At 60.6% G+C, this 25,684-nt stretch carries 27 protein-coding genes; 11 read left to right on the forward strand and 16 right to left on the reverse strand.

All coding sequences use genetic code 11. The features are described from left to right. Positions 1 to 103 precede the first annotated feature (103 nt). From WFR25_RS08130 to WFR25_RS08155, 6 genes are all read left to right on the forward strand, one after another. A complete protein-coding gene (locus tag WFR25_RS08130; protein WP_182913834.1) occupies positions 104 to 250 on the forward strand; it encodes a hypothetical protein in 147 nt (48 codons plus the stop codon). A 308-nt stretch (positions 251 to 558) separates the two neighbouring features. Continuing rightward, positions 559 to 1,653 carry a patatin-like phospholipase family protein gene (locus WFR25_RS08135; RefSeq protein WP_336970027.1) on the forward strand — a complete coding sequence of 365 codons (1,095 nt, stop codon included), beginning with the start codon at positions 559 to 561 and terminating at the stop codon, positions 1,651 to 1,653. Then, entirely contained in the window at positions 1,646 to 2,662 is a 1,017-nt protein-coding gene (locus WFR25_RS08140; protein WP_336970029.1) for a cyclic GMP-AMP synthase DncV-like nucleotidyltransferase, read from the forward strand. Before WFR25_RS08135 ends, WFR25_RS08140 begins: the two co-directional genes overlap by 8 nt. Further along, the gene (locus tag WFR25_RS08145) at positions 2,663 to 4,366 is read left to right on the forward strand and encodes a ThiF family adenylyltransferase (RefSeq protein WP_336970031.1); all 1,704 of its coding nucleotides are present in this window, start codon (positions 2,663 to 2,665) and stop codon (positions 4,364 to 4,366) included. 4 nt (positions 4,367 to 4,370) lie between these two features. Next, positions 4,371 to 4,877, forward strand: a complete 507-nt coding sequence (locus tag WFR25_RS08150; RefSeq protein WP_336970033.1) for a Mov34/MPN/PAD-1 family protein — start codon at positions 4,371 to 4,373, stop codon at positions 4,875 to 4,877. Positions 4,878 to 5,263: 386 nt separating this feature from the next. Next, positions 5,264 to 5,494, forward strand: coding sequence for a hypothetical protein (locus WFR25_RS08155; RefSeq protein WP_336970035.1), 231 nt, complete (start codon positions 5,264 to 5,266; stop codon positions 5,492 to 5,494). Between the two features lie 121 nt (positions 5,495 to 5,615). Here WFR25_RS08155 and WFR25_RS08160 read toward each other — a convergent pair whose 3' ends face one another. Together WFR25_RS08160 and WFR25_RS08165 are read right to left on the reverse strand one after the other, a co-directional pair. Then, positions 5,616 to 5,936: a helix-turn-helix domain-containing protein gene (locus tag WFR25_RS08160; RefSeq protein ID WP_336974783.1), complete on the reverse strand. Its 321-nt coding sequence runs from the start codon at positions 5,934 to 5,936 to the stop codon at positions 5,616 to 5,618. Beyond that, a complete protein-coding gene (locus WFR25_RS08165) occupies positions 5,926 to 6,351 on the reverse strand; it encodes a type II toxin-antitoxin system RelE/ParE family toxin (RefSeq protein WP_336970037.1) in 426 nt (141 codons plus the stop codon). Before WFR25_RS08165 ends, WFR25_RS08160 begins: the two co-directional genes overlap by 11 nt. A gap of 424 nt (positions 6,352 to 6,775) precedes the next feature. Between WFR25_RS08165 and WFR25_RS08170 the strand changes: the two genes are divergently transcribed. Then, a complete protein-coding gene (locus WFR25_RS08170) occupies positions 6,776 to 6,979 on the forward strand; it encodes a helix-turn-helix transcriptional regulator (protein ID WP_093082076.1) in 204 nt (67 codons plus the stop codon). 59 nt (positions 6,980 to 7,038) lie between these two features. Here the strand turns inward: WFR25_RS08170 and WFR25_RS08175 are convergent, their stop codons facing one another. The 6 genes from WFR25_RS08175 to WFR25_RS08200 form a co-directional block, all read right to left on the reverse strand. Further along, the gene (locus WFR25_RS08175; protein ID WP_336970039.1) at positions 7,039 to 8,274 is read right to left on the reverse strand and encodes a tyrosine-type recombinase/integrase; all 1,236 of its coding nucleotides are present in this window, start codon (positions 8,272 to 8,274) and stop codon (positions 7,039 to 7,041) included. A gap of 95 nt (positions 8,275 to 8,369) precedes the next feature. Further along, the gene (locus WFR25_RS08180; protein WP_336970040.1) at positions 8,370 to 10,196 is read right to left on the reverse strand and encodes a PAS domain-containing protein; all 1,827 of its coding nucleotides are present in this window, start codon (positions 10,194 to 10,196) and stop codon (positions 8,370 to 8,372) included. A gap of 115 nt (positions 10,197 to 10,311) precedes the next feature. Next, on the reverse strand, positions 10,312 to 11,157 hold the full coding sequence (rsmA, locus tag WFR25_RS08185; RefSeq protein ID WP_336970042.1) for a 16S rRNA (adenine(1518)-N(6)/adenine(1519)-N(6))-dimethyltransferase RsmA: 846 nt from the start codon (positions 11,155 to 11,157) through the stop codon (positions 10,312 to 10,314). A gap of 5 nt (positions 11,158 to 11,162) precedes the next feature. Then, positions 11,163 to 12,194 carry a 4-hydroxythreonine-4-phosphate dehydrogenase PdxA gene (pdxA, locus tag WFR25_RS08190; RefSeq protein WP_336970044.1) on the reverse strand — a complete coding sequence of 344 codons (1,032 nt, stop codon included), beginning with the start codon at positions 12,192 to 12,194 and terminating at the stop codon, positions 11,163 to 11,165. Beyond that, a complete protein-coding gene (locus WFR25_RS08195) occupies positions 12,172 to 13,494 on the reverse strand; it encodes a peptidylprolyl isomerase (RefSeq protein ID WP_336974786.1) in 1,323 nt (440 codons plus the stop codon). The genes pdxA and WFR25_RS08195 overlap by 23 nt, the downstream gene beginning before the upstream one ends. Before the next feature lie 175 nt (positions 13,495 to 13,669). After that, entirely contained in the window at positions 13,670 to 15,994 is a 2,325-nt protein-coding gene (locus WFR25_RS08200) for an LPS-assembly protein LptD (protein WP_336970045.1), read from the reverse strand. A 161-nt stretch (positions 15,995 to 16,155) separates the two neighbouring features. Between WFR25_RS08200 and WFR25_RS08205 the strand changes: the two genes are divergently transcribed. Continuing rightward, positions 16,156 to 17,601 (forward strand): leucyl aminopeptidase, encoded by a 1,446-nt coding sequence (locus WFR25_RS08205; RefSeq protein ID WP_336970046.1) that lies wholly within the window; start codon positions 16,156 to 16,158, stop codon positions 17,599 to 17,601. A 92-nt stretch (positions 17,602 to 17,693) separates the two neighbouring features. Here WFR25_RS08205 and WFR25_RS08210 read toward each other — a convergent pair whose 3' ends face one another. Beyond that, positions 17,694 to 17,849 carry a hypothetical protein gene (locus WFR25_RS08210; RefSeq protein WP_336970048.1) on the reverse strand — a complete coding sequence of 52 codons (156 nt, stop codon included), beginning with the start codon at positions 17,847 to 17,849 and terminating at the stop codon, positions 17,694 to 17,696. A 120-nt stretch (positions 17,850 to 17,969) separates the two neighbouring features. On the opposite strand from WFR25_RS08210, the gene WFR25_RS08215 reads away from it, so the two are divergent. Then, positions 17,970 to 18,407: a DNA polymerase III subunit chi gene (locus tag WFR25_RS08215; RefSeq protein WP_336970049.1), complete on the forward strand. Its 438-nt coding sequence runs from the start codon at positions 17,970 to 17,972 to the stop codon at positions 18,405 to 18,407. A gap of 108 nt (positions 18,408 to 18,515) precedes the next feature. After that, positions 18,516 to 18,938, forward strand: a complete 423-nt coding sequence (gene ndk / locus WFR25_RS08220; RefSeq protein ID WP_336970051.1) for a nucleoside-diphosphate kinase — start codon at positions 18,516 to 18,518, stop codon at positions 18,936 to 18,938. Positions 18,939 to 19,019: 81 nt separating this feature from the next. Here the strand turns inward: ndk and WFR25_RS08225 are convergent, their stop codons facing one another. Both WFR25_RS08225 and WFR25_RS08230 read right to left on the reverse strand, forming a co-directional pair. After that, the gene (locus WFR25_RS08225) at positions 19,020 to 19,685 is read right to left on the reverse strand and encodes a hypothetical protein (RefSeq protein ID WP_336970053.1); all 666 of its coding nucleotides are present in this window, start codon (positions 19,683 to 19,685) and stop codon (positions 19,020 to 19,022) included. A gap of 7 nt (positions 19,686 to 19,692) precedes the next feature. Next, on the reverse strand, positions 19,693 to 20,364 hold the full coding sequence (locus WFR25_RS08230) for a glutathione S-transferase family protein (RefSeq protein ID WP_336970055.1): 672 nt from the start codon (positions 20,362 to 20,364) through the stop codon (positions 19,693 to 19,695). 148 nt (positions 20,365 to 20,512) lie between these two features. Here WFR25_RS08230 and WFR25_RS08235 point away from each other — a divergent pair, with 148 nt between their 5' ends. After that, positions 20,513 to 20,725 carry a hypothetical protein gene (locus WFR25_RS08235; protein ID WP_336970057.1) on the forward strand — a complete coding sequence of 71 codons (213 nt, stop codon included), beginning with the start codon at positions 20,513 to 20,515 and terminating at the stop codon, positions 20,723 to 20,725. Here the strand turns inward: WFR25_RS08235 and WFR25_RS08240 are convergent, their stop codons facing one another. The 5 genes from WFR25_RS08240 to WFR25_RS08260 all read right to left on the reverse strand — a co-directional run bounded on the left by WFR25_RS08240 (position 20,726) and on the right by WFR25_RS08260 (position 25,579). After that, on the reverse strand, positions 20,726 to 20,917 hold the full coding sequence (locus tag WFR25_RS08240; protein ID WP_336970059.1) for a hypothetical protein: 192 nt from the start codon (positions 20,915 to 20,917) through the stop codon (positions 20,726 to 20,728). 77 nt (positions 20,918 to 20,994) lie between these two features. Continuing rightward, a complete protein-coding gene (locus tag WFR25_RS08245; RefSeq protein WP_336970060.1) occupies positions 20,995 to 22,563 on the reverse strand; it encodes a DHA2 family efflux MFS transporter permease subunit in 1,569 nt (522 codons plus the stop codon). Positions 22,564 to 22,567: 4 nt separating this feature from the next. Beyond that, positions 22,568 to 23,743, reverse strand: coding sequence for an HlyD family efflux transporter periplasmic adaptor subunit (locus WFR25_RS08250; protein WP_336970062.1), 1,176 nt, complete (start codon positions 23,741 to 23,743; stop codon positions 22,568 to 22,570). Then, a complete protein-coding gene (locus tag WFR25_RS08255) occupies positions 23,740 to 25,161 on the reverse strand; it encodes an efflux transporter outer membrane subunit (protein ID WP_336970064.1) in 1,422 nt (473 codons plus the stop codon). Before WFR25_RS08255 ends, WFR25_RS08250 begins: the two co-directional genes overlap by 4 nt. After that, on the reverse strand, positions 25,154 to 25,579 hold the full coding sequence (locus tag WFR25_RS08260) for a MarR family winged helix-turn-helix transcriptional regulator (RefSeq protein WP_336970065.1): 426 nt from the start codon (positions 25,577 to 25,579) through the stop codon (positions 25,154 to 25,156). Before WFR25_RS08260 ends, WFR25_RS08255 begins: the two co-directional genes overlap by 8 nt. Between the last annotated feature and the right edge of the window lie 105 nt (positions 25,580 to 25,684).

Here is a 25,684-nt window from a genome sequence, read left to right on the forward strand (position 1 = left end):
AAAAGAAAGGCAATGTTCAATAACCGGCACCGGTTATTCTGGTTCTGATTGAACAGGTGTCACACGCGGTTACGACGCAAATATGGGAAGGCCACCGCTCAACGTGAAATCAACCAACATCCGATTGCCCGAAGGTCTGGGCGAGCGGATTGACAAGCTGGTGGGGCGGCAGCGCCGCGCAGCCTTCATTCGGGAAGTGCTGGAACGGGAAGTCGAGCGGCGCGAGAACGAGCAAGGTAAGGCTGGTTAAAACGGGCCATTCTTCCTGACCAAATCCCGAAGCTGTCATTGTCGGACAGCCGGTGATGGTCAGGTTCCGTCACAGAGTTTAGGGGCCACCGCGAACGTGTGAGGTTTACCGCCAAAATCTATGACTGGCGGCGATGCGCCTTTCCTTGCCGTTCGACAGCAATTCGCTGACGCTTGGAAGTGGGCAGCAAAAATCTGATTGGGCTGCGACTTTCCTGTCGTTCGTGAGAAATGCGTTGAACGGCCGATTTTGCGATGGAAACTGTCTTATGCCTTGGTGCGCAAGGACAAGTTTGTTACGCTAGAAACATGGATAAAGAGAAACCGTTGCGCGTCCTGACCATCGATGGGGGAGGAATGCGGGGTATCTACTCCGCAGCGTTTCTTCATGAGTTGTCGTCACTTTTCGCGAAGAAGAGGGGCTGTAAAGCGTTGGATGTTGGAAAGGGGTTCGATCTTATAGTTGGGACCAGCACAGGAGCGATTGTTGGTTGCGCATTGGCTGCGGGCGAACCCCTGTCCAAGGTCGTCAAACTTTACCGTGAAAATGGACCTAAGATCTTTCCAGAGCGAGTGCCCTCCTCGACGATGAAGGTGCTAGGCCAGATGCCACGCCGTGGGGATATAAACCGGCGTGGTGCCGCAGCATTGAAGACCGCACTTACGGCTGTGCTTGGCACCAAGACATTCAAAGAGATCGAAACATTGCGGGGTATCGCGTTGTCGATACCGGCTGTCGAGATGAGTCAACAACGGGCATGGGTTTTCAAAACCAGTCACTGGGGAGGGACACGTGACGATGACACGAAATTGGTCGACGCCTGCATGGCAACGAGCGCCGCTCCGATTTTTCGTTCATTGGCTGCGGTTGATGTAGGCGGTGATCTAGGTGGTTATAGAGTTTTTGCGGACGGTGGCCTGTGGGCCAACAATCCCGTGCTCGTCGGCTTACTGGACGCGATTAAGATGAACAGTACACGTCCTATCGAGATTTTTGCCCTTGGTAGCTATCCAAAGCCTGACGGCGAGCGCATTGCAAAAGCAGACTTGGATCGCGGTTACGGCGACTGGCAATTCGGCGCTAAAGCAGCCTCCCTCAGTATCGCAGCGCAGGAATTTGCGTTCGACAACATGGCACGCATGTTCGCGAAGGAGTTTACTAATTTAGGTCGACCTATAAGCGTCATACGTTTCCCAAAAGGCGATCTACGACCGGATATCGTCCCATACCTAGAATTAGACAATTCGTCTGATAAGGCGATGACCGCATTGATCGATCAAGCACGCGCTGATGTGAACTTGGCAAAAAGTGCCTGTGACGACACCGCCGATGCAACCGGCCAGATCATCAATAGCCTTTTTGAAAACATGCCGTGCTGGGGGGATGACGCAAATAATGTTTAATACATCGAAGCAAGTCCGTGGATTTCATGACGAAAAGGTTGCCATCGTCGGAGATGAGCGTGCCAATATGCGCGCCCGCCGAAACAGCAACCGTAACCGCCTGAAGGCCGGTTTAGTCAGAGACGGAAAGCCAAAACCGCTCGGATCGCATACGCAGGGTTCGTATGCGATGCATACGATGGTCCAGGATGACAATCTTGATTATGATATTGATGACGGTCTTTATTTCAAGGCTGACGATCTAGTCGGCGCTCAAGGGGCCTCCATGTCTGCCCTTGACGTACGCAAGATGGTTTGCGCGGCTGTGCAAGATGACAAATTCAACACGCCGCCAGATGTGCGAACAAATTGCGTACGAGTCTATTACAATGCTGGATATCACGTCGATATTCCAACATATCGACGAATCGAGACTACCAACATTTGGACTAACAAAGTTGAATATAGCTACGAGCTAGCGGGAGCTAGCTGGCGGACGTCCGACGCAAAGCAGGTCACCGTTTGGTTTCGGGAGACAAACAAGGAGTTGAGCCCGGAGTCGGTTGGCGAGGGCCAGTTCCGGCGCGTTGTCCGATACTTAAAGATGTTCAGCAAGAGCCGGTCCTCCTGGAAGGGAAAAAATCCGAGCGGGTTTGCGCTTACCAAGTTAGCGTCGGAATGTTTCGTTAGCAGGCTCAACCGCGACGACGATGCGCTTCGAAGTACAATGAAGGCTATCGCAGACCGACTTGTATACAATAAGGCGGTGCAGCATCCGGTGGTGGATGAAAACCTTATTTCTGATGGGGATCCCCGGCCTACGTATTTTATGGATCGCTTGAATGAGAACCTCGGTCACCTGAATGTTCTGAATGAGGTCGATTGCACTCATGAAAAGGCGATGAAGGCCTGGGATAAGGTTTTTTGCACAAGCTGGTTTTCTGAGCAACCGCCGGAAGACGGCGACGATGATGGGGAGCCGAAGTCTCCTGTAAATAAGAGCGGAGGCGGGACGTACGCTACCAGTTAGATGGCAATCATGGATACCCGCGCTAATGCCGTCAAAATTATAGATGATTGGCTTCGGGTCGCCTTCCCAGAGGCGGCCCGAGCTAATACTTGGCAGCTTGATAGGAGCGGCTTGAGCTCGGCATTCACAGGCTGGTGCCTACGCCTGAGGCAGGACGTATCGCTGCTCATCGCAGTGGATCAGCTCTTCCCTTACACGAAGCCGGTTGCTGCTTTCTTCGGGCCTGGTGCACCGAAAGACGGTCCCCATATTGAGGACGACGGGCGCCTGTGCTTGGTTACGTCCGAGACGACAACGGACAGTCTCGATCCAGCAGGAGTAGTGGCGCATTTTCTGGACAAAGCGTCTAATTTGTTAGGCGCCTTAGACCGCGGTGAGCTACGAGAGGACTACGTCGTTGATTTCGAGGCCTATTGGTCCCGCAGCAGCACAACAGGTCAATCAGTTCAGACACTTTTCGATATCGCACCACCTACACGATCTCTGTTCCTGGGGACCTACGGCAGTCAGCGAATTGTCTCGGACGATGAAGAACGACTGCGTCGTTGGATCCAACATAGGGTAGGGGTGGACTACAAGAGAGACTTTGATCGCTCGCTCTTTTTGTGGATGGATAGCCTTCCTGAGCCGTCCGCTTACCCAAAATCGTATCCGGATTTGCGCACTCTGTTCGATAAGGCCAATCAGGCCTCGACGTTAGATGGGGTGAAACCGATCAATGGTTCGGATAGTGTAGTGGTTTTAGGTGGTCCGTCCTCACTAGGACGCACCGCTGGTGGTGCCATCATCCTGTCGTCTGGTGAAAAGCGCCGAGAGTACAAAGGTTTCCGGCCCGGTAAGGCACCCGCCGCGACCCTTCGATCCGGGCTGAAGTTTAATCTTGCGTCCATCAGACGAGTTGACGCGGCTAGTTCTAGGATCCCGTTGCCGCAACTAATCGACGCAGATTTCGCACATATTGCGATAATTGGATGTGGGTCTCTAGGTGCAGGGGCAGCAAGATTGTTAGCGCAGCAGGGCGTCAAGAAATTTAGTTTATTTGACTCAGATACGCTCGGTTGGGAGAACATCGGTCGACACGAACTCGGGGCCAGAAACATTGGTGCCAACAAGGCTGATGCTCTCAAAGCGAAGCTGCTCGCCGACTTACCCGACATCGTAAATATAGCTAGCTACGGTACAGACTGGCGACGCGTTATTGCCAACGATCGATCGGTATTCGAGAGTGTCTCGGTGATTATAAGCGCAACCGGCGATTGGGGGTCCAACGCTGCATTGAGCGACTTGCAGTCCGCTGGGCTCTTGGAGATTCCGGTGATTTACACTTGGCTGGAGCGAAATGCGATCGCAGCCCATGTTGTTGCATTACAAGGACCAAAGGTAAGCCTTCGCAGCGGTTTTGATAACACCGGTAGGCCACTCACAGCCGCCGCGTCTTGGTGGTCGGAGGATTTAGACCCTCGCTGCGGAGGCGCTGCATCACCTTACGGCGCCATTGATCTTGCAGCCGGGCAAAGTCTTGCCGCTCGGGCGGCGCTCGATATCGCATCAGGGAGTGCCGTTGCCCCGGTATGGCGGGTATGGGTTGGGCTTTCCTCCGACCTTGAACAAGGCGGGGGCTTTTGGTCAGCTGCTTTTAAGTCTGTCGTCGGCGATCCTGCCGAGGGTGGGAAGACGATGGCCGGCCAATGGCGAACGGAGTGAGACAGTGGAAGCCCTTGCACAGGTAGTTACCTACGAAGGTCCAGGCGGCCTTGTCATACATATCGAGCAGCCTGCGCTCGCGCATCTTTATCGCAATGCTCAACATAAATGCTGGTCCCGCGAGGCCGGCGGCCAGCTATTCGCTTCCATTAAGCATAATCGTTGGGTTGTTACGAAAGCGACTGGTCCCCGTACTACCGACTTTCGCTCACGATTTGGTTTTCGTCCCGACCGGAAAGCAGAAAGGGCGGAAATTTTGGCACTTTTTCAGGAAGGCCTGCATTACGTGGGTGATTGGCATACTCACCCTCAAAACGTCCCGTCGCCATCGCATACAGATATCCGTAACATCACCGAGACCGTTCAAGCGTCTGAACACTCGCTATCGGGATTTTTATTGGCTATCGTTGGCCGCTTACCAGCGCCCGACGGCCTGTGGCTTTCTTTCCATGATGTCCGTGGTGGCTATGCTAAATGTCCCCTGCGTTGCAATCTTTCGAGTGAAAACTAGATATGCTGTCGTGGGGCCGAAACGTAGATCAGGATCGGTCCTGCAGGAATGAGCAGGCAGAGCTCCGGGAAGCGGATAAACCGTCTCACGACGTTCATCGGCTATGTACCTCCGCCAAACATCGCCTCAAGATCGGCAATGGTGATGATTCATTTCCTCGCATTAAAGCTGCCCGCCAAACTTCGCTGGGTGGGTCGATAGCCCGATCGTATACGGCGCGGACTTGCAAATCATCTGCGCGGGCGGAGGTGATCACACGACCGGCGTTAGTCGTTAAACGCCAAGGCCTGTCATTGAGAAAGCTAAAATGAAGGTTCAAAACTGTCGCGCAACGAAATGTTTGGTTGTTCGACGACCTAGGGGGCGGCGGGATAAAGGAGGGGGCTGTGAAGGAACCGAAAGCATTTAATGTACATTTTCGCTGTGAAGACCGTGAACTGGCTTTGGAGTGGTTAAAAAAATTTCCCCCTATAGGTGCCTGTGCATACGGCGACCTTCGAAAAATTGGTAATATAGAATTTGAGAAATACATGTTTGTCGTGCAATTTACAAACGAAGACGATGCTCGATCTATGCGAGGGCATTTTTATCCAAGCACAGGACAGCATAATAATTAATTTAATTATTATGATATAACTACATAGGCAGTCACTTAATAACCGCATCCCCAAATCTGTGATCGAGGCACCTGCCCACTTCCGGCCAATGTGCGACAAGCAGGCATCTCCGACGGGGCAGCTACGCGACCGCCTGTAATCCCTTGCGTTGGATGATGGACAGAAGGCGCAGTGCAGGCCCGCCGGGCCGCTTCACGCCGCGCTCCCAATCCGATACAAGATTGCGCGAGACGTTGAGATAAGCCGCGAACACCGGCTGCGAGACATGCTCGCGCTCGCGGATCGCCCGGATTTCATCGCCTGCCAGCGCGGGAGCAGGGGCAAGGCACGTTTCATTGAATGTACGCAGCGTCGCCCGCGACACCACGCCCGCGTCGTGGGCGTCGCTCATCATTTCATGGATCGCGCCCGCAATCTCGCTGCGATAGCCCTTATCCTTCATCACAGTTCCCATCGTCTATCTCCACCAGAGTTCCTGACGCCACCAGTCGGTCCAATTCCCCGGCGTTCCATTCCAGCGCCTCGGTCGCCGCGTTGCGGAGCAAGCCCAGGTCCGCCTTTGATATGTTCGCCTGCGCACTCTTGGCGAACCCAAAAGCGAATATCGCCTTGTCACCCTGCCGGAACAGGATCAACGTACGATAGCCGCCCGACTTGCCTTGCCCGGTGCGCGCGACCCGTTGCTTGATGACACCGCCGCCAAGATCGGCATCCACCAAGCCGCTTTCTGCGCGCTGCACGGCTTCACGAAGCGAGGCATCGGCAATCCGCTCTTTTCGCGCGAAGCGCTCGAACCAACCATTTTTGAAGATGCGCGCGATGGCGGTTCTCCTGCTCTCTGTGGTTATATATAACACTTAGCGTTATATTTCAACATGGATTGGAAGGAACGATACGACATCGGCCTTCTTGACAGCGCATAGGCTGCGGGCGAGCATGAGTTTGCTTCATGACGCTGCCGAGGGTGGTCCTTTCAAAGGAGCCTTCAATGAACGACTCGACCTAACGCCTGCTGGCTGTCCCCCGAACCGGGGCAGATGCGAAGGCTTGGCATGAAATTTTGGTACAGGCTGGGAAAAAATCTTCCCTGATTGTCATCAGTGAGAAGCCTACGCCAAATTCCGCCGTCTTCCGCCGTTGACCGCCAACTGCCGCCAGCGTTCACCGACCCGTGAAAGCGTAGCTGCCAGCCCGCCCGGAACACTCTTGTCCGGGACGGCAAGGCATCCAATGCTCGTGGTCGGGGGCGCGTGCAACATCCTGATTTGAAGAGACTGCCCCATGACCAACAGTGATCGTATCATACGCCTGAAAACCGTCCTCGCCCGCACAGGGCTTTCCCGCACGACGCTTTATCGCAAGATGGGCGAAGGCACTTTCCCGCGCCAAGTGAAGATCAGCGTCCATGGCGCTGGCTGGCGCGAGTCCGCCATCAACCGCTGGATTGCCGATCCGGTAAGCTATCGGGAAGAGTTGGGCGTTTGATCTTGTTGCCGTGCCCCACCTGTTGGAGGGATGGGCACGGCAACATCGACGGCTTGCGATCAGGCGGCTTGGCTCTTCGCCTTACCGAACTTGCCGGTTACGACCTTCTGCCCGTCCCGCAGGAAGTCGAGATGGTCGGACCAGTGCTGCATCATGCGGACCCGCTCGTTCCAATATTCGCCTCGCGTGTATGCGCGACGCACGGCGTTGTTGTCGCAATGGGCAAGCTGCCGCTCGATCGCGTCGGGATGCCATAGTCCCATTTCGTTGAGCAGTGTCGCCGCCATCGCCCGGAAGCCGTGGCCGGTCATTTCGTCCTGTGCGAAGCCCATACGCCGCAAGCCGGCGTTGATGGTGTTCTCCGACATGGGCCGCTCTACCGAGCGGAGCGACGGGAACAAGTAGCGGCTATAGTCGGCATCATGTTCGATGGTGCCAAGGATCGCCAATGCCTGCCGGGAGAGGGGAATGGTATGGGCGCGGCGCATCTTCGTCTTGTGCGCCGGGACCGTCCACAGCGCTTTGTCGAAATCGAAGTCGGCCCATTCGGCATTGCGTAGCTCGCCGGGGCGCACGAACACGTGCGGGAGCAGTTGCAGCGCCGCTTTGGTGTTTGCAAAGCCCTCGAACGCCTCAATGGCGCGCAACAGTCCGCCCGCATTATCCGCGTTGGTGATCGCGGCGCGGTGGACGGGCTTAGGCGCGATCAGCGCTCCGCGAAGGTCCGCTGCCACGTCACGCTCCGCGCGCGCCGTGGCGATGGCATAGCGGAATATCTGGCTGCATGTGCTGCGCAGGCGCTTGGCCGTCTCGTAGCGGCCCTTGCCCTCCATTTTGCGCAGCATGGTCAAGACCTCCTGCGCGGTGATGGCGGTGACAGGGCGCTTGCCAAGCGACGCATTGATAAAGGTCAGCAGCCAGCGCAGCTTCTTCATCGTGACGGCAGAGCGGCCTTCGCGTTCGACTTTCACCAGCCATTCGTCGGCAACCGCCTTGAAGCTGTTGGACGCAGCCACCGTCGCGGCGATCCGATCCAGCTTGATCTTCTCGGCGGGATCATTCCCCTTTGCCAGCACCTTGCGGGCGGCGTCGCGCTGCTCGCGGGCGTCGGCAAGGCCGATGTCGGGATAAATTCCAAAGGCCAACGTCTTTTGCTTGCCAAGGTGGCGATAGTTCATCCGCCAGTAGCGCCGACCATTGGGTGCGACATAGAGGAAAAGGCCATCGCTATCGGTGAGTTTATAGGGCTTGGCTTTGCCCTTGGCATTTTTGATCGCAGCGGCGGTGAGCGCCATGATGGTATCTCCTTTTCGAGGAGGGGCGCGCTACCATCAGATATACCATCAAGTTGCTGGTATCCGGTGGTCCGAGACCGCTCCGTATGGGATACCTATACCATGAAAAACCGCAGAATTCCGCCGTTTCCGGCACATTCTGATACTCTCTGGGAGAGTATTTTGGTGACCCCTTCGGGCATCGCATCGCGCGCGTTGATGCACAGGTTCAATATGGCGTTTTCCAACTGGTTGGCATCCACCAGCGCCGGCCAAAGACCAGCGGCAGCAACCGTTTCCACGGCGATGGACGGGCCGACGGTCCGCTGGATCAACTCGACCAGTTCGGTCATCAGTCGGTTGACGACCAGCGGCTTGGGCGACAACGTCTGGCGTCGGGAAAAGGCCAGTAATCGGTGGGTCAGGGCCGCTGCGCGCCGTGTCGCGCCCTGACCTGCGGCCAGATATTTCTCGACATCGCGCCCCCGTCCCTGGCTCAATCGCACGCCGATCATTTCGAAAGCGCCCGAAATGCCCGCCAGAAGATTGTTGAAATCATGGGCAAGACCGCCGGTCAATTGGCCCACCGCCTCCATCTTCTGCGCCTGACGCAATGCATCTTCGGCCGTCGCCAATTGGGCCTGCTCACGCAATCGATTGGTCACATCATAGACGAATTGATAGGCGCCTATCGCCTGCCCTTCTGCATCGCGCAACAGATTGAAATGCATCTCATAATGCTGGCGATCCTCATCGCCGTCGCCGAACTGGCCGACTTCGACAAATTCCTCGCCACCCAGCGCACGCTCCCACAAAGGCTTGATCTGGGAGAGATTTTCGGGCTGATCCGCCATCAGGTCCAGCATATTGTCACCGACCTTGGGCCGCACGCCAAAGAGGCGTGCATAGGTGTCGGCCGACGCCTCGTTGATCGCCAGCCAACGCCAGTCGCTTGCGACTACCTGCACCAGCGCGCCGGTGCCTTCTACCGTATCGGCCAGAACCTTGCGCTCGGCCAGCGCCGTGGCCACGCGCACCTCCAGCGTCTCGTTCAACTGTTGCAGCGCCAGTTCCGCCTGTCGCCGCGCGGTGATGTCCTGAAACAGCACCGCCACCTGGTTCAATTCGGGCGGTTCGATGCGAAAGGCCGACAGCGACAGGAAGCGCCCGGTCTGTTCCAGTTCGCGTTCGAACCGGATCGGCACGCCACTTTCCAGCACCCCGCCATAGCGCGCGACCCAATCATTGGCCTCGTCGCCGACCATCTCGCGCAGTTTCTGACCGACGACATTGGGAATGCCCGCATTGACAGCATAGGCGGGATTGGCTTCGATATGCACATAGTCGCTCAGCGGACCATGCGGGCTGTCCATGAATTCGATGATGCAGAAGCCCTCATCCATCGCTTCGAACAGGGTGCGGTAGCGTTCATCGCGCTCGCCGCGTTGGCGGATGGTGAGTTGCAGGTCGAGTTGGGCCATGACCTGGCTCGCCAGTACCTTGAGGGCACGCTGCTGTACTTCGCCCAATATCCTTGGTTCCACATCGAGGACGCACAATGTCCCGATCGGCAGCCCTTCACGCGTCTTGAGCAGGGCGCCCGCGTAAAAGCGCAGATGAGGGTCGCTTGTGACAAGCGGATTGCAGGCAAAGCGGGCATCGGTGGTCGCATCGGGGACCAGCAAAAATTCATCTTCCAGTATCGCCTTGGCGCAAAAGGATGTTGCCAGCGGGGTTTCTCGCACGCCAAGGCCGGTTTCCGCTTTGAAAAACTGCCGATCCGTATCGATCAGGTTGACCACGCCGATCGGTGTGCCGCACAGGTCGGCGGCCAATTGTGCAATCTCGTCGAAGGCGCGTTCCTTCGGCGTATCCAATATCTGATAGTGACGCAGCGCCTCAATCCGGCGCTTCTCCCATGTCGGCTGCTCTTTACCGTTCATGCCGATTGATGTCTGCTCTGTCATGCTGCCTTGGTCATTTGATGTGGCTGCGTATATTTCCGCCGCATCAGATAACGCCTAACAAGGCGATCGGATGCATTGACAGTTCAGGCTGTCATGCTGCGCCCATGATCCGCGCTACGTTTACAAATTCCTCAACGCTCAGGGTTTCCGCGCGGCGCTGCGCGTCGATCCCAGCGGCTTCCAGGGCTGGCAGCGCGCCGGGCAGGCCCTTCAGGCTTTGGCGCAGCATCTTGCGCCGCTGGCCAAAGGCCGCGGCAGTCAGCCGTTCCAGAATTTTGAGCGACACGTCATCAGGGGCGGTTGTCGGTTCGATATGCACGACCGCCGACATCACCTTGGGCGGCGGGGTGAAGGCGCTACGATGCACCTTCATCGCGATCCGGGCGGTGCTGCGCCACTGCGACAGCACGGCCAGGCGACCATAATGGTTGGTGTTGGGCGCTGCGACAATTCGTTCCGCCACCTCCATCTGGAACATGAGCGTGAGGGAGGACCACCAGGGTAGCGGCTCCCACGGCGCCGAAAGCCAGCCGATAAGCAGCGCGGTGCCGACATTATAGGGCAGGTTGGCGACAATATGGGCGCCGTCTCCGGCCAATGCCCGCGCATCGACTGCCATCGCGTCATCCGACACGATCTGTAATTGCGCTGGAAAGGCGGCATTCAGTTCTGCCAGCGCAGGCAGGCATCGCCGGTCGCGCTCCACGGCCGTCAACTGTGCGCCCGCCCGCAATAGCGCCCGTGTCAGGCCGCCGGGGCCGGGACCGACTTCATAGGCCGGCTTATCCTCCAGCGATCCCGGAATGGCGGCAATCCGGTCAAGCAACTGCTCGTCCAACAGGAAATTCTGCCCTAGAGCTTTGCTTGCCTGTAACCCGTGCGTGGCGATCACCTCGCGCAGCGGTGGCAGCGGGGTTGTGGGCGTCCGAACGGGCATCAGGTTTATCCGGCGTAGGCCAGCCGCGCGCGGGCTGCATCCGCGGCCATGCGGATCGCGGCCATCATCGCGCCGGGGTTGGCGCTGTTGGTGCCCGCAATGCCAAAGGCGGTGCCATGGTCGGGCGATGTCCGCACGATCGGCAGGCCCAGCGTGATATTGACGCCTTCATCGAAATAGAGCGTTTTGATCGGGATCAGCGCCTGATCGTGATACATGCACAGCGCCGCGTCATAGGCCTCTCGCGCCCGGTAATGGAACATGCCATCGGCGGGCAGCGGGCCGATAATATCCAGTCCCTCAGCCTTCAACTGCGCGATGGCGGGGGCGATGATCTCAATCTCTTCCCGGCCCATCGCGCCGCTTTCCCCGGCATGGGGGTTCAGGCCCGCCACAGCGAGGCGTGGCCGCGCCACCCCGAAATTGCGCTGCAACCCCTTGGCCGTGGTGATCGCGCGTGCGCGGATCAGGTCGATGGTCAACGCGGCGGGCACTTCGCTCAAGGGAATATGGATCGTGATCGGCACGACCCGCAGCGATGGCCCGGCCAACATCATCACCGAATTGTCAGGCGACACGCCGCAGCGTTCCGCCACGAATTCCGTCTGTCCCGGATGGGTAAAGCCCACGCCATAAAGCTGCGCCTTGCTTACGGGCGCGGTCACGACACCGCCCGCCGAGCCGGAGCGCGCCAGACCGATGGCGACCTCCAGCGACTGGAATGCGATGCGCGCGCCATCAACGTCCGGCATGCCGGGCACGACCTTGCCCGCGTCCGCGATCTGAAGGCAGGGTAGAGCGTTGTCGAATGCCGCAGGCACCTCTTCGGGGCTGGTGACGGTCGCGATCGGGCCGGCCCACACCGCACGAAGAGACGCGGCGTCACCCACCGCGAAGAAGGGCGGCAGGCCACGCGCCTCGCGCATGACCCAGCTCTTGGCCACGATCTCTGGCCCTATGCCAGCCGGATCGCCGAGCGATATGGCAAAGGGTGCCAGCGGCGGGGCGGCCGGATCAGTTATAATCGATGACCGCATCGCGCCGCAGGTCGCGCAGGTAGATGCGGGCGCGCTTATTGACGCGCTCCTCTTCCATCTGCGCCTGGATTTGTTCGTAATTGGGGGCGTTCGCCGAGGAGGCTTCGTCGCGGCCGCACAGGATCAGCACGCGCACGCCATCGGTGATGGAGCCAAAGGGCGGGGTGGATTCGCCTATCTGGAGACCAAGCAGCATTTCCTGCAACTGCGGTGGCAGGTCGCGGACCTTCACATTGTCATTGTCGACAACATCCGCGCCCATCTTTGCGCCCAGTTCATTGGCTTCGCCGCAGCCCTTGATCGCCTTGGTCGAGGCGGCAAAGCTGGCGGCGCGGGCCGAAGCCTGTTCCTTGGTCGTGCCGGCTGGGAAAGCGATCGACAACTGCTTGAGGCTGAGTAGAGCGTCGCGCGGATCGGCGGTCAGAACCTTGCGCTTGTCCATCACATAGATGATCGACATGCCGCCCGGCACCGGGATCGGGCCGGCGATCTGGCCAACCTGCATATCGGTCGCGGCGGCCGCCAGTTCGTCGGGCAACTGCGCCGGGCGTACCCAGCCCAGATCGCCGCCCACCGCAGCGGTCGATGCTTCGGAAAACTGCCGCGCATAAGCTGCGAAACTGCCGCCACCCTTGATCTGCTCGATGATGTTCTTGGCGTTGGCGATAATCTGTTGCTGGTTTTCGGGAGTCGCCGACAGGTAGATTTCGCCGATCTTGAACTCGTCGCTGCCCTTGGCCGCGTTGAGACGATCGACCACCGATTTCACTTCCTCTTCGCCGACATTGACGAAAGGCTGGACGTTCCGACGAAGCAGGCGGCTCCATGCCAGTTCGCCCTCGATCTGGCGTTTGATGCTGGCGGGCGCGCTGCCCTGAGTCCGCAGATATTGTTCGAACTGCGTCGGTGACTGGCGGAAATTACCCGCGACCCGCTCGAAGCTCTGCTCCACCTCGGCCGGATCGACCTTGATATCGTTGGCGGCAGCCTCCTGAATCTGAAGTGTTTCGTCGATCAGGTTGCGAAGTACCTGAACACGTAACCGTTCCTTTTCGTCATCGGCCACCTTGCCGCCATTGGCTGCGAGGATCAGCGCCAGGCGCTGGTCGACATCGGTGCCGGTGATGATGCGGCCGTTGACGATCGCGGTTGCCTTGCGGATATTGGGATCGCTCTTGCCAAAGATCTGCATGTCTTTGGGCAGCACCAATTGACCGTCTTCATCGGGAACGGTCTGGGCGGACGCGCCGGACGCGACCATGCCCGAGGCCACCATCGAAAATGTGGCGCAAGCCAGCATGGTGGAGCGCAGGGTCGACCGGAGGACGTGCTTGCGGGCGGCAATGCGGTTAGGCAAGGGGCGGCCAGGCAGGGGAAGGACGGCATTCATCGGTGACTAGATTCTCCAAACTGTCCCTGCGGCAATGCCGCTGGTCGCCTTAACCGGCGCTGAGCGGCTGCGGCGTCGGGTTGTCCTATATGCCAATGTTACGAAAAGCCAGTCGTAGCATGAAGCTGTTGCCTTGCCGCGCATCGCCGGTAGTCTGATAGTCGCGCCGCCAGGTCAGGCCCAGGGTCAGGCAGTCATCCTCATAGGCGATGCCAAGGCGATGGCGCACCGGCTCATAGCCGTCGGCGATGCTCAATGGATCTTCCTTTTGGCCGGTCAGATCGATGACGGTCGATCCGAACACCGACCAGAAGCGGGCGAACTGCACACGTCCGCCCAGCCGTAGCTCCTCCCGATCGCGCAGATCTTCCATGGTTGCAGCGGCATTTCTGTCCAACCGCAGATAGCCGACCATTGCATAGGTCTTGCGGTTGCCGACCGTCGCATCGATCTCGTTCCGGCGGATCGCGGCGCTGTCCTTGTCTATCCGATAGCGATGGGTCAGCGCGATGAAATCCTTATACCGCACCGTCGTGCGCCCCACGATATCGGACAGCCGGTCGGTCAGGCCGGTGCCTTCGGGCAGGATAGCGGGGCGTGAATTGAGGCGATAGCTCTGGCCGATCACGGCTTCCAGCGAGAAATCAGGCAGCGCAAGGCCATATTCCAGGCCATAGGTGACGCGGCTGGAATCCTCGAACCGATCATAGCCCGCAAAGCGGTTGAGCGCGAAAAGATTGCTATCTTCCAGATCGATTGCGCGCGCATCCTCATTGGGCAGGGACAGGTTGGCAAGCTTGGGTGCGGCGACCATCTGGATGCGCGGGGTGATGCGCTGCGTGCCGCCAAAGGCCTCGCCCATGAAGGGCCAGCGCATGTCGACCGCCGCCGCCGCGATGCCCCGCGTCTGCCAGCCGTCATTGCCGCGATAGCTGGGGGTGGAGGTCAGCGCATTGTCGCTGCTGTGATAGACGTCGCCGCGCAGATAGGCGGTGAAGGTGACCTCCTGCCCCATGCCCGTCAGTGTGCGCAGGTTCCACTCAAAGCCTGCAAAGGCGCGCTGCGTGTCCTGTCCGTCGGTGCGGGTGATCGCCAGGCTGTTCGCCTGCAACTGGATGCGCCCGCCCAGCAATGGGTCGGTCATCCGCAGGCGATAGTCGATGACGGGCAGGGCGATCGGCGTCTGCCCCTGCGAATCGCCGGTACGCAGCGTTTGCACCGCCCAGCCCGCGATGGAGAAATAGCTGTTCTCACCGATCCGCTGCGCCGACAGAGTAGAGCGGAGCCGGTCGTCGCGACTGATGTCGTAGCGGCGCAGGAAAGTACGGTCGGATGCGAGTCGGAGTGATCCCGCCACGCTCCATTCGGGTGTTAGTTGTAGTCCGCCGGTAGCATCGAAATAGCTGCGGAAATCCTTTTCGGCCGATGCCGTGGGGTTGGTCGCTGACCGGCGGCTGCCATAGGTAGCATAGCCGGTGATCTGATAAGCGCCACGATCCCACAGATGTCGATATTGCGCCTGCGCCATCGGCAGCGCATCGCTATACACATGCGGCGTGATGGTCAGGTCGCGATTGGGCGCGATCTGCATATAATAGGGCAGGGCCAGTTCCAGCCCGTTGACGCGATCATAGCCGATATTGGGCACCAGCAGGCCGCTGCCCCCACCTTCGCCAACCGGGTGCGACAGACCGGGCAGCGGGATCAGCGGCAGGCCGAACAGTTCGACAGTGGCGTTCTTGTAGGAAACGCGCTGGACATTGGGGTCATAGATGACCTTGACCGCGTTGATCTGCCAGGTCGGTTCCTTGGGGCAACCCTCGCTATCCTCGACCGAACAGCCCGTATAGCTGGCGCGATGGAGCGTGTAGACGCCATTGACGCTCGTACCCTGTACCGCCGCCAGTCGCCCGCCGGACTGAAGCACCAGCAGCATATTGTCGACCGCGCCGTCCTTTAGCGTGTCGGTGACGTCGAACCGGTCGCCATAGGCGATGTTGCCTTCCGGATCGGTGACGGAGACATTGCCCTGTGCCTCCACCTTGCCCGTCGTGCGATTCCACACCACCTGATCGGCGCGCAGCCGGTTGCCCTCGCGCAGCAGCTGGACATTGCCGTTCGCCGTCACCAGTTCGCTGTTGCTGTCATAGGTCAGCGCATCGGCGGCAAAGCCGATCTGGTCATCGCCGCTCGGCACCGGCGCATCGGGTGCGCTGATTGGTGCTGCCGGATCGTTGAGCTTCGGCTCCTGCATGACCGGCGGCGTCGGTGCAGGCGTACCCTGCGCGCGGACGTCCACTGCAATGGCCAGCGACGCGACGGCGCAGCCCAGCAGCAAGCTGTGTCGGACGGAAAAGGAGACTGGGGGCAGGGGAAAGGGCAAGGTCAGGGGCACTCGGCTGGGGCGCATGTGCCATCGCCTATCGCATTGCTTTGGTTCCGCCGCAATCTTCTGTGTCCGCTCTTTTGCTGCAAAATCGGGCGAACGGCTTTGCCAGACGCGTTCGGGCGCACTATCTGACCAGTTTGACGAGCGCTTGCGCGCTCTTTTCGCAACGATAAGGATCCTCCATGGACATCGCGATCAGTTCCACCCGCCCTGCCGCAGACACTCTGGTTTTCGTCGTCGCCAAGGATGGCGTCGCGGCGCTGCTCTTGGTTGCAGCAAAGACGCTTGCGGCTGGCGCCGAAGCGGCCCGGTTCAGTGGAGAGGCAGGCGCGACCTTTGAAACGTTTGTGGAGGAGGATGGCGTGGTCCTGCGCGTCCTGCTGCTGGGCATCGGCGGCGGTAGCGTGTCGGACTATGAACGGGCGGGTGGTGCCGTGACGGCGCGTCTGTCGACCAGTGGCGCGACCCATGTGGCGGTTGAACTTCCCGCCGGGACAAGCGGTGAACTGGCCGCGCATCTGGCACAGGGCGCATTGTTACGGGCCTGGCGGATCGACACCTACCGCACGCGTCAGAGCGAGAAGGCCAAGCCGACGCTCACGACCCTTACCGTCGTCAGCGCGGACGCGCAGGCGCATTGGGATCGCCTGTCCGCCGTTGCGGCTGGCGTCGCGCTGACCCGTGAACTCGTCTCTGAACCCGCCAACATTCTCTATCCCGAAAGCTTCGTTGAGCGCTGCCAGCACCTCACAGAACTTGGCATCAAGATCCGCGTACTGGATGAGGTCGAGATGGCCTCGCTCGGCATGGGCGCGCTGCTGGGCGTGGCGCAGGGGTCTTTCCGCAAGCCGCGCCTGCTGGCGATGGAATGGGACGGCACGGATGGCGCGCAGAAAAAGCCGCTCGTCCTGATCGGCAAGGGCGTGACCTTCGACACCGGCGGCATCTCGATCAAGCCTGCTGCGGGCATGGAGGACATGAAGTGGGACATGGGCGGCGCGGGCGCCGTGGCGGGCACGATGAAGGCGCTCGCGGGGCGCAAGGCCAAGGCGCATGTCGTCGGCATTTGCGGCCTTGTCGAGAATATGCCTGACGGCAACGCGCAGCGCCCCGGCGACATCGTGACCTCCATGTCCGGCCAGACGATCGAGGTGCTGAACACCGACGCCGAAGGCCGCCTCGTCCTGTGCGACGCCGTGACCTGGGCGCAGAAAACCTATGCGCCAGACGTTATGATTGACCTTGCTACCCTTACCGGCGCGATGATGGTCGCGCTGGGCGACCAGCATGGCGGCCTCTTCTCGAACGACGACGGCCTTGCAGATGACCTTGCCGCTGCGGGCAAAGCGACGGGCGAGCTGCTGTGGCGCTTCCCGATGTCCGACGCTTATAACAAGCTGATCGACAGCCCGATTGCCGACATGAAGAATATCGGCCCGCGTCTTGCCGGATCGATCACCGCTGCCCAGTTCATCAAGCGCTTCGTCGATGAAGGTGTCAAATGGGCGCATCTCGACATCGCCGGCATGGTCTGGTCGGACAAGCCTGGCGCGCTGCATGACAAGGGTGCAACCGGCTATGGTGTGCGCCTGCTCGATACGCTGGTGGCGGAGAAGTTCGAGAAATAAAGGGTTTAGGGGGCGGTGATCGTGAAGCCGCCTCTTTTTTATCATCGCGGATCAAGTCCAGGAGGGCGGCGGGGGACCGCCAGTTCCCAACCCTACCCCTGCTTCTTTGCCTTATGCGCCTGCAACAGCGCATCAAGCTCCGCAATCCGCAGCCGCTGCGGCGTATCCTTAGCCAGACCCTTCAGTCGACATTCGGCCCACAGGCTCTTGCGCTCGGATTCCAGTGCTTTCAGATACAGGTCGGCCATGTCGTCTCCATATTAAGGCGTGACCATAGAGGAATCACCCGCCCAGCGCGACAGGCATCGGTCGAATTTTGGCACCGTCGAATCTTCGACAAGCACGGCCTGAACGGATAAGGGCAAAGCATGCAGGTCGATTTCTATCAGTTGAGCCGTGATCCAGTGCACAAGGTGTTGCCCGCTATTGCCGCGCGCATCCTGTCCACGGGCGACAGGCTGCTGGTGGTCGCTGACACGCGCGACCGGCTTGGTGCGATTTCGCAGGGTCTTTGGAGTGCCGCGCCAGACAGCTTCCTGGCCAATGGTGTCGCAGGGGAGGGGCGCGAGGCGGTTCAGCCCATCCTCCTCACCGACTGTTGTGAGGCCACGAACGGCGCGCGCCATATCGCGCTGGCCGATGGACAATGGCGCGAGGAGGCGCTGGTCTTCGACCGAGCCTTCTATTTCTTCGACGCCGACACGATCGACGGCGCGCGACAAAGCTGGCGCGACCTGTCCCGCCGCGAGGGCGTTACGCCCCGCTTTTGGCGGCAGGAGGGACGCAAATGGGTGCAGGGACCGTAAGGCGCTCCCTCTGCCTCTGCTGCGCTGCACCAAAGCACCCCTTGCGGCCCTCGCCGGACGAGGCTAAAGGCCGCGCCAACTTTTCTGTACATTGGAGTTTTTGAGGCCATGGCCGCTACCCGCACCTTTTCGATCATCAAGCCGGACGCCACGCGTCGCAACCTGACCGGCGCCGTCACCAAGATGCTGGAAGAAGCTGGTCTGCGCGTTGTCGCATCCAAGCGCATCCGCATGAGCCGCGAACAGGCCGAAGGCTTCTATGCCGTGCATAAGGAGCGTCCCTTCTTCGCCGATCTCGTCGCCTTCATGATTTCCGGCCCCGTCGTCGTGCAGGTTCTGGAAGGTGAAAACGCCGTTCAGCGCAACCGCGACATCATGGGCGCGACCAATCCTGAAAATGCCGATGCCGGCACGATCCGCAAGGAACTGGCCGAGTCGATCGAAGCCAATTCGGTCCATGGTTCGGACAGCGAAGAAAATGCCGCGACCGAAATCGCCTATTTCTTCAAGCCCGAAGAACTGGTCGGCTAAAGCGATTTCCAGTCAGACGGACTCATCTGACGGTTAAGAAATCGCGGCAAACCAAAAATCCGGGGCCGGTTCGTCCGGCTCCTATTGTTCCTTCGCAGGAACCAGCTTCGCCCAGCGCGCATCCAGTTGCGCCTGGGCGTTGTCGTTTGTAGCTCGCTTCACCAGTGACAGCCCGCGCAACGTTACCCGGTGCCCCGTCAGCAGCCGCCCAACGATAGTGTAGCCGATGTCATAGAGCGCGATGTCATCATGCGTTTCTCCATCGACCAGGAATCGCGTTTCGATCACTATGGGTAGCCGCTCGTCGCCCCGGCTGTTGTCGGGAAGGCCAGCGTTTCCGCGTGCGCGCTTCAATCCGTTGTCGAACCATTGCACCTCGATCCGGGGATTGCCCGTCGTTTCGACCGAATCGATTTTCAGCGCGTTGGGGAAGCGGATCGTCAGGCTCTGCACCACCTGATCGGCGGAGGCCGGCTTCAATGTCAGGCGTTCATCGCCATCGCTGGCCGCATTCAGCACCAACTGCGCCGCACGGCTGGACGCCTTGCGACTTTCCGCCGCCCTGGTTGCCGCATCGTCACTGCGCTCGGACCAGTTCAGCCACAATGTACCCGCGGAAATCAGGACCGCCAGCACCGCCAATATCTCGCCCAATGTGATCCAGCGCCGCCGGATCGCGGCTGCCTCTGCCGCGCGGGCCTCTGCCTTGCGCGCGGTTTCGGGGGAAGGCGGTGTCTCGTCGGTCATGCCTGCATCAGGCCGTTTGTGGTGGGACTTCGAACTTGTCGATTACCCACTCTTCGGCCTGCGCGCCGCCGATCCATTCCTGCATCCAGGGATGGGCGATGACCGCGCGCATATAGCCGTCAGCAAAGCGGGCGACGGGCAGTTGATAGGTGATGAGGCGAGTGACGACCGGCGCGAACATCACGTCCACCGCGCCGAACTCCCCGAACAAAAAGTCCCCCTCGCCGCCAAAGCGCGCACGCGCCTGCGCCCATAATTGCATGATCCGGGCAAGATCCTGCGCCACCGGCTCCGATGGCGTAACGGCGGGATAGATTTGCCGGATGTTCATGCTGTGCTCGCGCCGCAGCGCCGCGAAGCTTGAATGCATCTCCGCCGCCATCGACCGGGCCATGCCACGCGCGGCCGGATCGGTCGGCCAGAAGGCAGTCCCGCCCGATTTCTCGTTCAGATATTCGATGATCGCCAAACTGTCCCACACGACGACATCGCCGTCCCACAGGATCGGCACCTTGCCGGACGATGGCGCGAACTCGTCGCCCTCGCGGCGCTTTTCCCACGCTTCGTCATAAAGCGGCACGACCGCTTCCTCGAATGGCAGGCCCGACAATTTGCACGCCAGCCAGCCGCGCAGCGACCAGCTCGAATAGGCTTTGTTGCCAATGAACAGTTTCATCATGCTCCACCTTTAAGCGGAGCGCGCGCCCCAAGTCGAGGGGTGGTGTCGCGAAAAGGCTCCGGTCCCTCTCGACTACGGGATCGACCCCGCCACCATCAGCCGCTATCGGCTGGCGTCATTATTCCGAGACTGGACAGGGGCCATCCGAATGACCGCGATCGAGCGCGCTGCGCGCGCCATGTATGACGAGGTACAACCCGATTGGGACTGGAGCGATCCTGACGCAGAATTGCTACGGCGTATGTATCGCGCCAATGCTCGCGCGGCCCTGACCGCGCTGCGTGAGCCGGGCATTGCGATGGATGCTGCGGCGTTGCGCGTGTGGCAGGCGCAGGTCGATACGATCCTCAGCGAAGGGTGATCAGGCCGCGCGGGCGAGCATCACGTCCTGAACGGCAGGTTTTGCGCAAAGAGGAGCGGACACTGCGCTGGACGAGAGCGAGGCGATGTAACGCTCGGCGGCAATGGTGTTACGCCGGTGAGCAAAATAAAGCGCGATCACGGAAAACATGGGAAACCTCAAATCGTGAAATTTGCTGCATTGCAGCATCATGTTCGATTTGCTCCCTCACGGCGATTACTGCAAATGCAATTCGTCCATAGTCGATTGCAGAAAACGACATCTCCCTCTCAATCCACCGCGATCGGCCCGCTCATTGGGGCAGGGCGGCGGGTGATCCAGACCAGCCCGATCAGGACGATCGTGATGCCGCTGGACAGCCAGGCCAGGTCGTCGATAGCCAACAGATAGGATTGTTGCACCATCTGCCGGGTGAGCGCCGCCGCCGCTTGCGTCGCGCTGGCGCCCATATGAGTCAGTGCTTCGATGGCGCCGGTGTAGGTGGAGGAGTCCTGCGTCATATGATCGGCCAGGCGGCTCTGGTGCAGCGCCTCTCGCCGGTCCCAGGCGGTCGTGATGACGGAGGCGGCGAAGCTGCCGCAGGTGATGCGTGCGAAGTTGGAGAGGCCCGTTGCTGCCGGCACTTCATGCGCCTTCAGGCCGTCCAGTTGGATCGTCAGCATGGCGAGGAAAAAGCCGCTCATACCACAGCCATTGATGATCTGGGGGATTACCAGCACCCAATAGCTGGCCTGCGTCGTGAATTCGGAGCGTAGATAATAAGAGAGCGCGAAACAGGCAAAGGAGAAGGTCGCGATCAAGCGGGCATCGACCTTGCCCGAAAGGCGCGCCATGAATGGCGTGAAGAGCACCGCCGCTATGCCGGCCGGCGCGGCGACAAAGCCCGCCCAGGTTGCGGTGTAGCCCATCTGGGTCTGGAGCCACAGCGGCAGCAGCAGCAGGTTGGAGAAGAAGAGGCCATAGCCAAGGCAGGTGACGACCGTGCCCGCCCAAAAGTTACGCCGCCGGAAGAGTGAGAGATTCACCGCCGGATGCGCATCCGTCAGTTCCCAGATGAGCCAGGCGATGAAGCCGACGACGGCGACCAGTGCAAGCAGCACGATCTGGGTCGAATTGAACCAGTCTGCATTTTTGCCAAGGTCGAGCGCAACCTGAAGCGCGCCGACCCAGACGATCAGCATCCCCACGCCAACCGTATCGATCGGCAGTTTGCGCGTCGGCGTTTCGCGATGCTTTAGCGCGCGCCAGCACACCGTGGCGCAGAACAGGCCGACCGGCGCGTTGATCAGGAAGATCCAGCTCCAGTGATAATTGTCGGAGATGATGCCGCCCAGAATCGGTCCGCTGACAGGGGCGACAAGGGTTGTCATCGACCAGACGGCGAGCGCGGTAGATCGCTTTTGTTCAGGGAAGATGGAGATGAGCAGCGCCTGGCTGCCGGGGATCATCGGTCCCGACACCGCCCCCTGAAAGATGCGGAAGACGATGAGCGAGGGGAGGCTCCAAGCCAGGCCGCACAGAACCGATGCCAACGTAAAGAGGATGACCGAGGCGACGAACGTCCGCACGACTCCGAAGCGGCCCATCAGCCAGCCCGTGAGCGGTACGGCAATACCATTCGCTACGGCAAAGCTGGTGACGACCCATGTGCCGGTGTCGGCACTTTCGCCCAGATTGCCCGCGATTGTGGGCAGCGAGACGTTGGCGATGGTCGTATCCAGCACCTGCATGAAGGTGCCGAGCGCGAGCGCAATGGCGGTCAGCACCAGCGTGCCGCCGGTCAGCGGTGGGAACGCCGCCCCTTCTCCACCCGCCCCGTTTCCATTGGGCCCGCTCACGCGCTTATTGCCCCCGGCCGCGATTGGCGGCGATGATCTGCGCGATCCGGGCCTCTGCATCGGCGCTGCCGGTGTCGCTCACCTGATCGGGGAAAACTGGCGCTGCGGGCTTGCCCAGCAAGGTGCCGGACTGATCAGCCGTATCGACGGTGGCCGTCACCGACAGGCCCAGCCGCAATGGATATTTGTCCAGCTCCTTGGGGTCGAGCGCAATCCGCACGGGCACGCGTTGGACGATCTTGATCCAGTTGCCGCTGGCATTTTGCGGCGGCAGCAGGGCGAAGGCGTTGCCACTGCCCGCCGACAGGCCGACCACGGTGCCATGATATTTGATCTTGCTGCCATAGGTGTCGGACACCACCTCTGCCTTCTGGCCGATGCGGATGGTATTGAGCTGGGTTTCGCGGAAATTGGCATCCACCCAGGCCCGACGTAGCGGGACGATGACCATCAGCGGGGTTCCGGCGGCGATTTGTTGGCCGATCTGGGCGTTACGCTGGGCAATGACCCCATCGACCGGGGCGATTACATGCATATGGCTGCGGCGGATGGCTGCGCGGCGATAGTTGGCGATGGCGGACAGCACGGCCGGGTTGGTCGATACATTGGTGCCCTGAACCTGCGTGTTCGCCTGCGTATATTGGCTGCGCGCGAGGGTTAGCGCGGCCTGCGCGGCCTTCACCGTGTCGGCGGCGTGGGCGACTTCCTCGCCCGAGACGGCGCCTGCTTGTGCGGCCTGCCGACGGCGGGCAAGGTCGCTTTGTGCGCGGGTGAGGTCGATCTGGGCGCGGACGATCGCTGCGTCGCTCTGATCCACCTGACTATAGGCAGAGCGAAAACCGCGAACAGCCTGCGCCAGTTGCGCTTCCGCGGCGGCAAGGTCGACATCGGCGGTCGCTGGGTCCAGGTCGATCAGCGGCTGGCCAGCCTTCACCGTCTGGGTATTGTCGGCGTGCAACGCCAGCACCGTGCCGGGATCGCGCGCGGTGATCGTCACCATGTCGCCCGCGACATAGGCATCATCGGTTTCCTCCGCCGGGGGGCGGGTGAAGGCATAGATGACATAGCCGATCGCCGCGACCAGCACGACCAGTCCCAGAATCAGGAAGCCCTTGCGCCGGGCGCCGGGCTTGCCGCCTGCTTCGTCCTGAATCTGAGGGGCGGGTTCAACATCGCTCACTGGCTATTCCCTTCTGCGGGCATGATATCGGGCGCGAAGCCGCCGCCGGTGGCGACGACCAGTTGGACTGCGGCCAATGCCGCGTCTGCCTCAAGATTGACTTGCGCCTGCTGTGATTGCAGCAGTTGGAGATCGGGACCGATCAGGTCGAGGCGCGATTGCAGGCCGGACTCGACGCGAACGCGGTTAAGCCGGGTAACATCGGCCAGTCCCTGTGTCGCGGCACGCTGCTGTGTCAGTTCATCGCGGGCAGCAGCAATGCGGGCAAGCGCATCGGCGGCTTCCCGCACTGCGCCCGTCACGGCGACATTATAGGCCGCGATGGCGCCATCCAGTTGAGCCGTCGCAGCGGCATGGTCGGCCTTCAGCTTGCCACCATCGAAGATCGGCAGGTGGATCGCCGCGCCTGGGCCATAAGTAGCGGCAGCGGTAGAAAAGAGATTGCCCAGACCAAGTGCCTGAACCCCTACCAGCGCGGTCAGGTTGATATTGGGATAAAAGGCCTTGCGCGCCACCGAGCGACCGGCCGCTGCCGCTTCTATCCGCGCCTGCGCCCCGGCAATGTCGGGGCGACGCGACAGGAGATCGGCGGGCAGGGTTTTGGGGATCGGCAGGGCGCTGTCCAGCGCCACGCGGGTCGGGCCGATACCAGCATAATAATCAGCCCCATGCCCCGCCAGTTCGGCCAGCGCATGAACCAGCAGCGTCCGTCGCGCCTGTGCCTGAAGCACCGATTGCCGCGCCTGCGCCAGCAGCGTCTGGGCCGCGCGGGCGTCCAACTGGCTGGCGAGCTTGGCGCGAATGCGTGCGTCGACCAGGCCGAGCGAGCGTTCGCGCTGCGCCACGGTGGCATCGCCCAGCGTCACAAGATGTTCGGCGCGGACCAGTTCCACATAGGTCTGGGCCACCGCGCCGGTCAGCGCCAGCCGAGCCGCTTCATGGTCCAACTGTGTCGCGCGAGTGCTATCCCGCGCTGCTGTGATCGCGTCCGCCTGACGACCAAAGAAGTCGAGATTCCAGCCGAGGTTGACCTGCGCCTGCCCCTGCCACTGGGTCGAGCCACCATAGGGCGGCGGAATGATATAGCGTTCGGACAGGCGGGTGCGCTGTTCATTGGCGTCCAGCGTCACCTGTGGTCCGGCCTCGCCCTGACGCGCGGACAGCAACGCTTGCGCTTCCCGGACACGGGCCAGCGCGGCCTCCAGACGGGGGCTGCTCGACAAGGCGTCCGACATGATCCTGTCAAGCTGCGGATCGCCAAGCGCACGCCACCAGTCGCCGGGCGCCAACGGCGCGGGCGCGCCGGTCAGGCCGAGCGCCTCGGGCGCGAGCGCTGTGACCGCCACGCGATTATCGGGCGCGGCACAGGCTGCCAGCGCCAACGATGCGCCAAGCGCGATCGGAAAGACCTTATGCATTGTCTTCGGCTCCCCGTGCGCTTTCCATGGCAATCAGCTTTTCCTCAATCGTTCCAAGCATCGCGAGAAAGCGATCGACATCGGCCCTTGGAAAATCCTCCAACAACACATTCCAGATATTGAGCACGCGTGGCGTCAGTCCCGTCAGCGCGGCCTTTCCTTCTGCCGTTATCGCGAGTTTTGTCACGCGCCGGTCGGACGGATCAGGATGCCGCTCGATCAGACCGCGCTGAACAAGCTGGTCGATGACGCGCGTCATGGCGCCCGTGTCATGGCCGATGTCGCGCGCTACGCCGCTCGCCGTGTCGGCAACGCCGCTGTGGAGCAACGCCAGAGCGACCCATTGGGTGAAAGTAAATTCGCCGTCATTGAACGCGGCTTCCACTTCGGCATGGGCCAGGCGGTGGACGCGCTTCATCAGATATCCCAGTGAGACACGGGGACTAAGCGTTTCGAGGCTGTAATAAGGGGCGTCCATATCTCTGCCTAAGCATTGGTTGCCGAGGCAGCTATACCCTTCTGC

It is taken from the genome of Sphingobium aromaticiconvertens (genome assembly GCF_037154075.1).
Classification (GTDB): Bacteria; Pseudomonadota; Alphaproteobacteria; order Sphingomonadales; family Sphingomonadaceae; genus Sphingobium; species Sphingobium aromaticiconvertens.

Bases quoted from the DNA above. Each gene is read 5' to 3' on its own strand.
- WFR25_RS08135 (WP_336970027.1), top strand. From the start codon at position 559: ATGGATAAAGAGAAACCGTTGCGCGTCCTGACCATCGATGGGGGAGGA.
- WFR25_RS08140 (WP_336970029.1), top strand. From the start codon at position 1,646: ATGTTTAATACATCGAAGCAAGTCCGTGGATTTCATGACGAAAAGGTT.
- WFR25_RS08145 (WP_336970031.1), top strand. From the start codon at position 2,663: ATGGCAATCATGGATACCCGCGCTAATGCCGTCAAAATTATAGATGAT.
- WFR25_RS08160 (WP_336974783.1), bottom strand. From the start codon at position 5,936: ATGAAGGATAAGGGCTATCGCAGCGAGATTGCGGGCGCGATCCATGAA.
- WFR25_RS08170 (WP_093082076.1), top strand. From the start codon at position 6,776: ATGACCAACAGTGATCGTATCATACGCCTGAAAACCGTCCTCGCCCGC.
- WFR25_RS08175 (WP_336970039.1), bottom strand. From the start codon at position 8,274: ATGGCGCTCACCGCCGCTGCGATCAAAAATGCCAAGGGCAAAGCCAAG.
- WFR25_RS08180 (WP_336970040.1), bottom strand. From the start codon at position 10,196: ATGAACGGTAAAGAGCAGCCGACATGGGAGAAGCGCCGGATTGAGGCG.
- rsmA (WP_336970042.1), bottom strand. From the start codon at position 11,157: ATGCCCGTTCGGACGCCCACAACCCCGCTGCCACCGCTGCGCGAGGTG.
- pdxA (WP_336970044.1), bottom strand. From the start codon at position 12,194: ATGCGGTCATCGATTATAACTGATCCGGCCGCCCCGCCGCTGGCACCC.
- WFR25_RS08195 (WP_336974786.1), bottom strand. From the start codon at position 13,494: ATGCTGGCTTGCGCCACATTTTCGATGGTGGCCTCGGGCATGGTCGCG.
- WFR25_RS08200 (WP_336970045.1), bottom strand. From the start codon at position 15,994: ATGCGCCCCAGCCGAGTGCCCCTGACCTTGCCCTTTCCCCTGCCCCCA.
- WFR25_RS08205 (WP_336970046.1), top strand. From the start codon at position 16,156: ATGGACATCGCGATCAGTTCCACCCGCCCTGCCGCAGACACTCTGGTT.
- WFR25_RS08210 (WP_336970048.1), bottom strand. From the start codon at position 17,849: ATGGCCGACCTGTATCTGAAAGCACTGGAATCCGAGCGCAAGAGCCTG.
- WFR25_RS08215 (WP_336970049.1), top strand. From the start codon at position 17,970: ATGCAGGTCGATTTCTATCAGTTGAGCCGTGATCCAGTGCACAAGGTG.
- ndk (WP_336970051.1), top strand. From the start codon at position 18,516: ATGGCCGCTACCCGCACCTTTTCGATCATCAAGCCGGACGCCACGCGT.
- WFR25_RS08225 (WP_336970053.1), bottom strand. From the start codon at position 19,685: ATGACCGACGAGACACCGCCTTCCCCCGAAACCGCGCGCAAGGCAGAG.
- WFR25_RS08230 (WP_336970055.1), bottom strand. From the start codon at position 20,364: ATGATGAAACTGTTCATTGGCAACAAAGCCTATTCGAGCTGGTCGCTG.
- WFR25_RS08235 (WP_336970057.1), top strand. From the start codon at position 20,513: ATGACCGCGATCGAGCGCGCTGCGCGCGCCATGTATGACGAGGTACAA.
- WFR25_RS08240 (WP_336970059.1), bottom strand. From the start codon at position 20,917: ATGATGCTGCAATGCAGCAAATTTCACGATTTGAGGTTTCCCATGTTT.
- WFR25_RS08255 (WP_336970064.1), bottom strand. From the start codon at position 25,161: ATGCATAAGGTCTTTCCGATCGCGCTTGGCGCATCGTTGGCGCTGGCA.
- WFR25_RS08260 (WP_336970065.1), bottom strand. From the start codon at position 25,579: ATGAAGCGCGTCCACCGCCTGGCCCATGCCGAAGTGGAAGCCGCGTTC.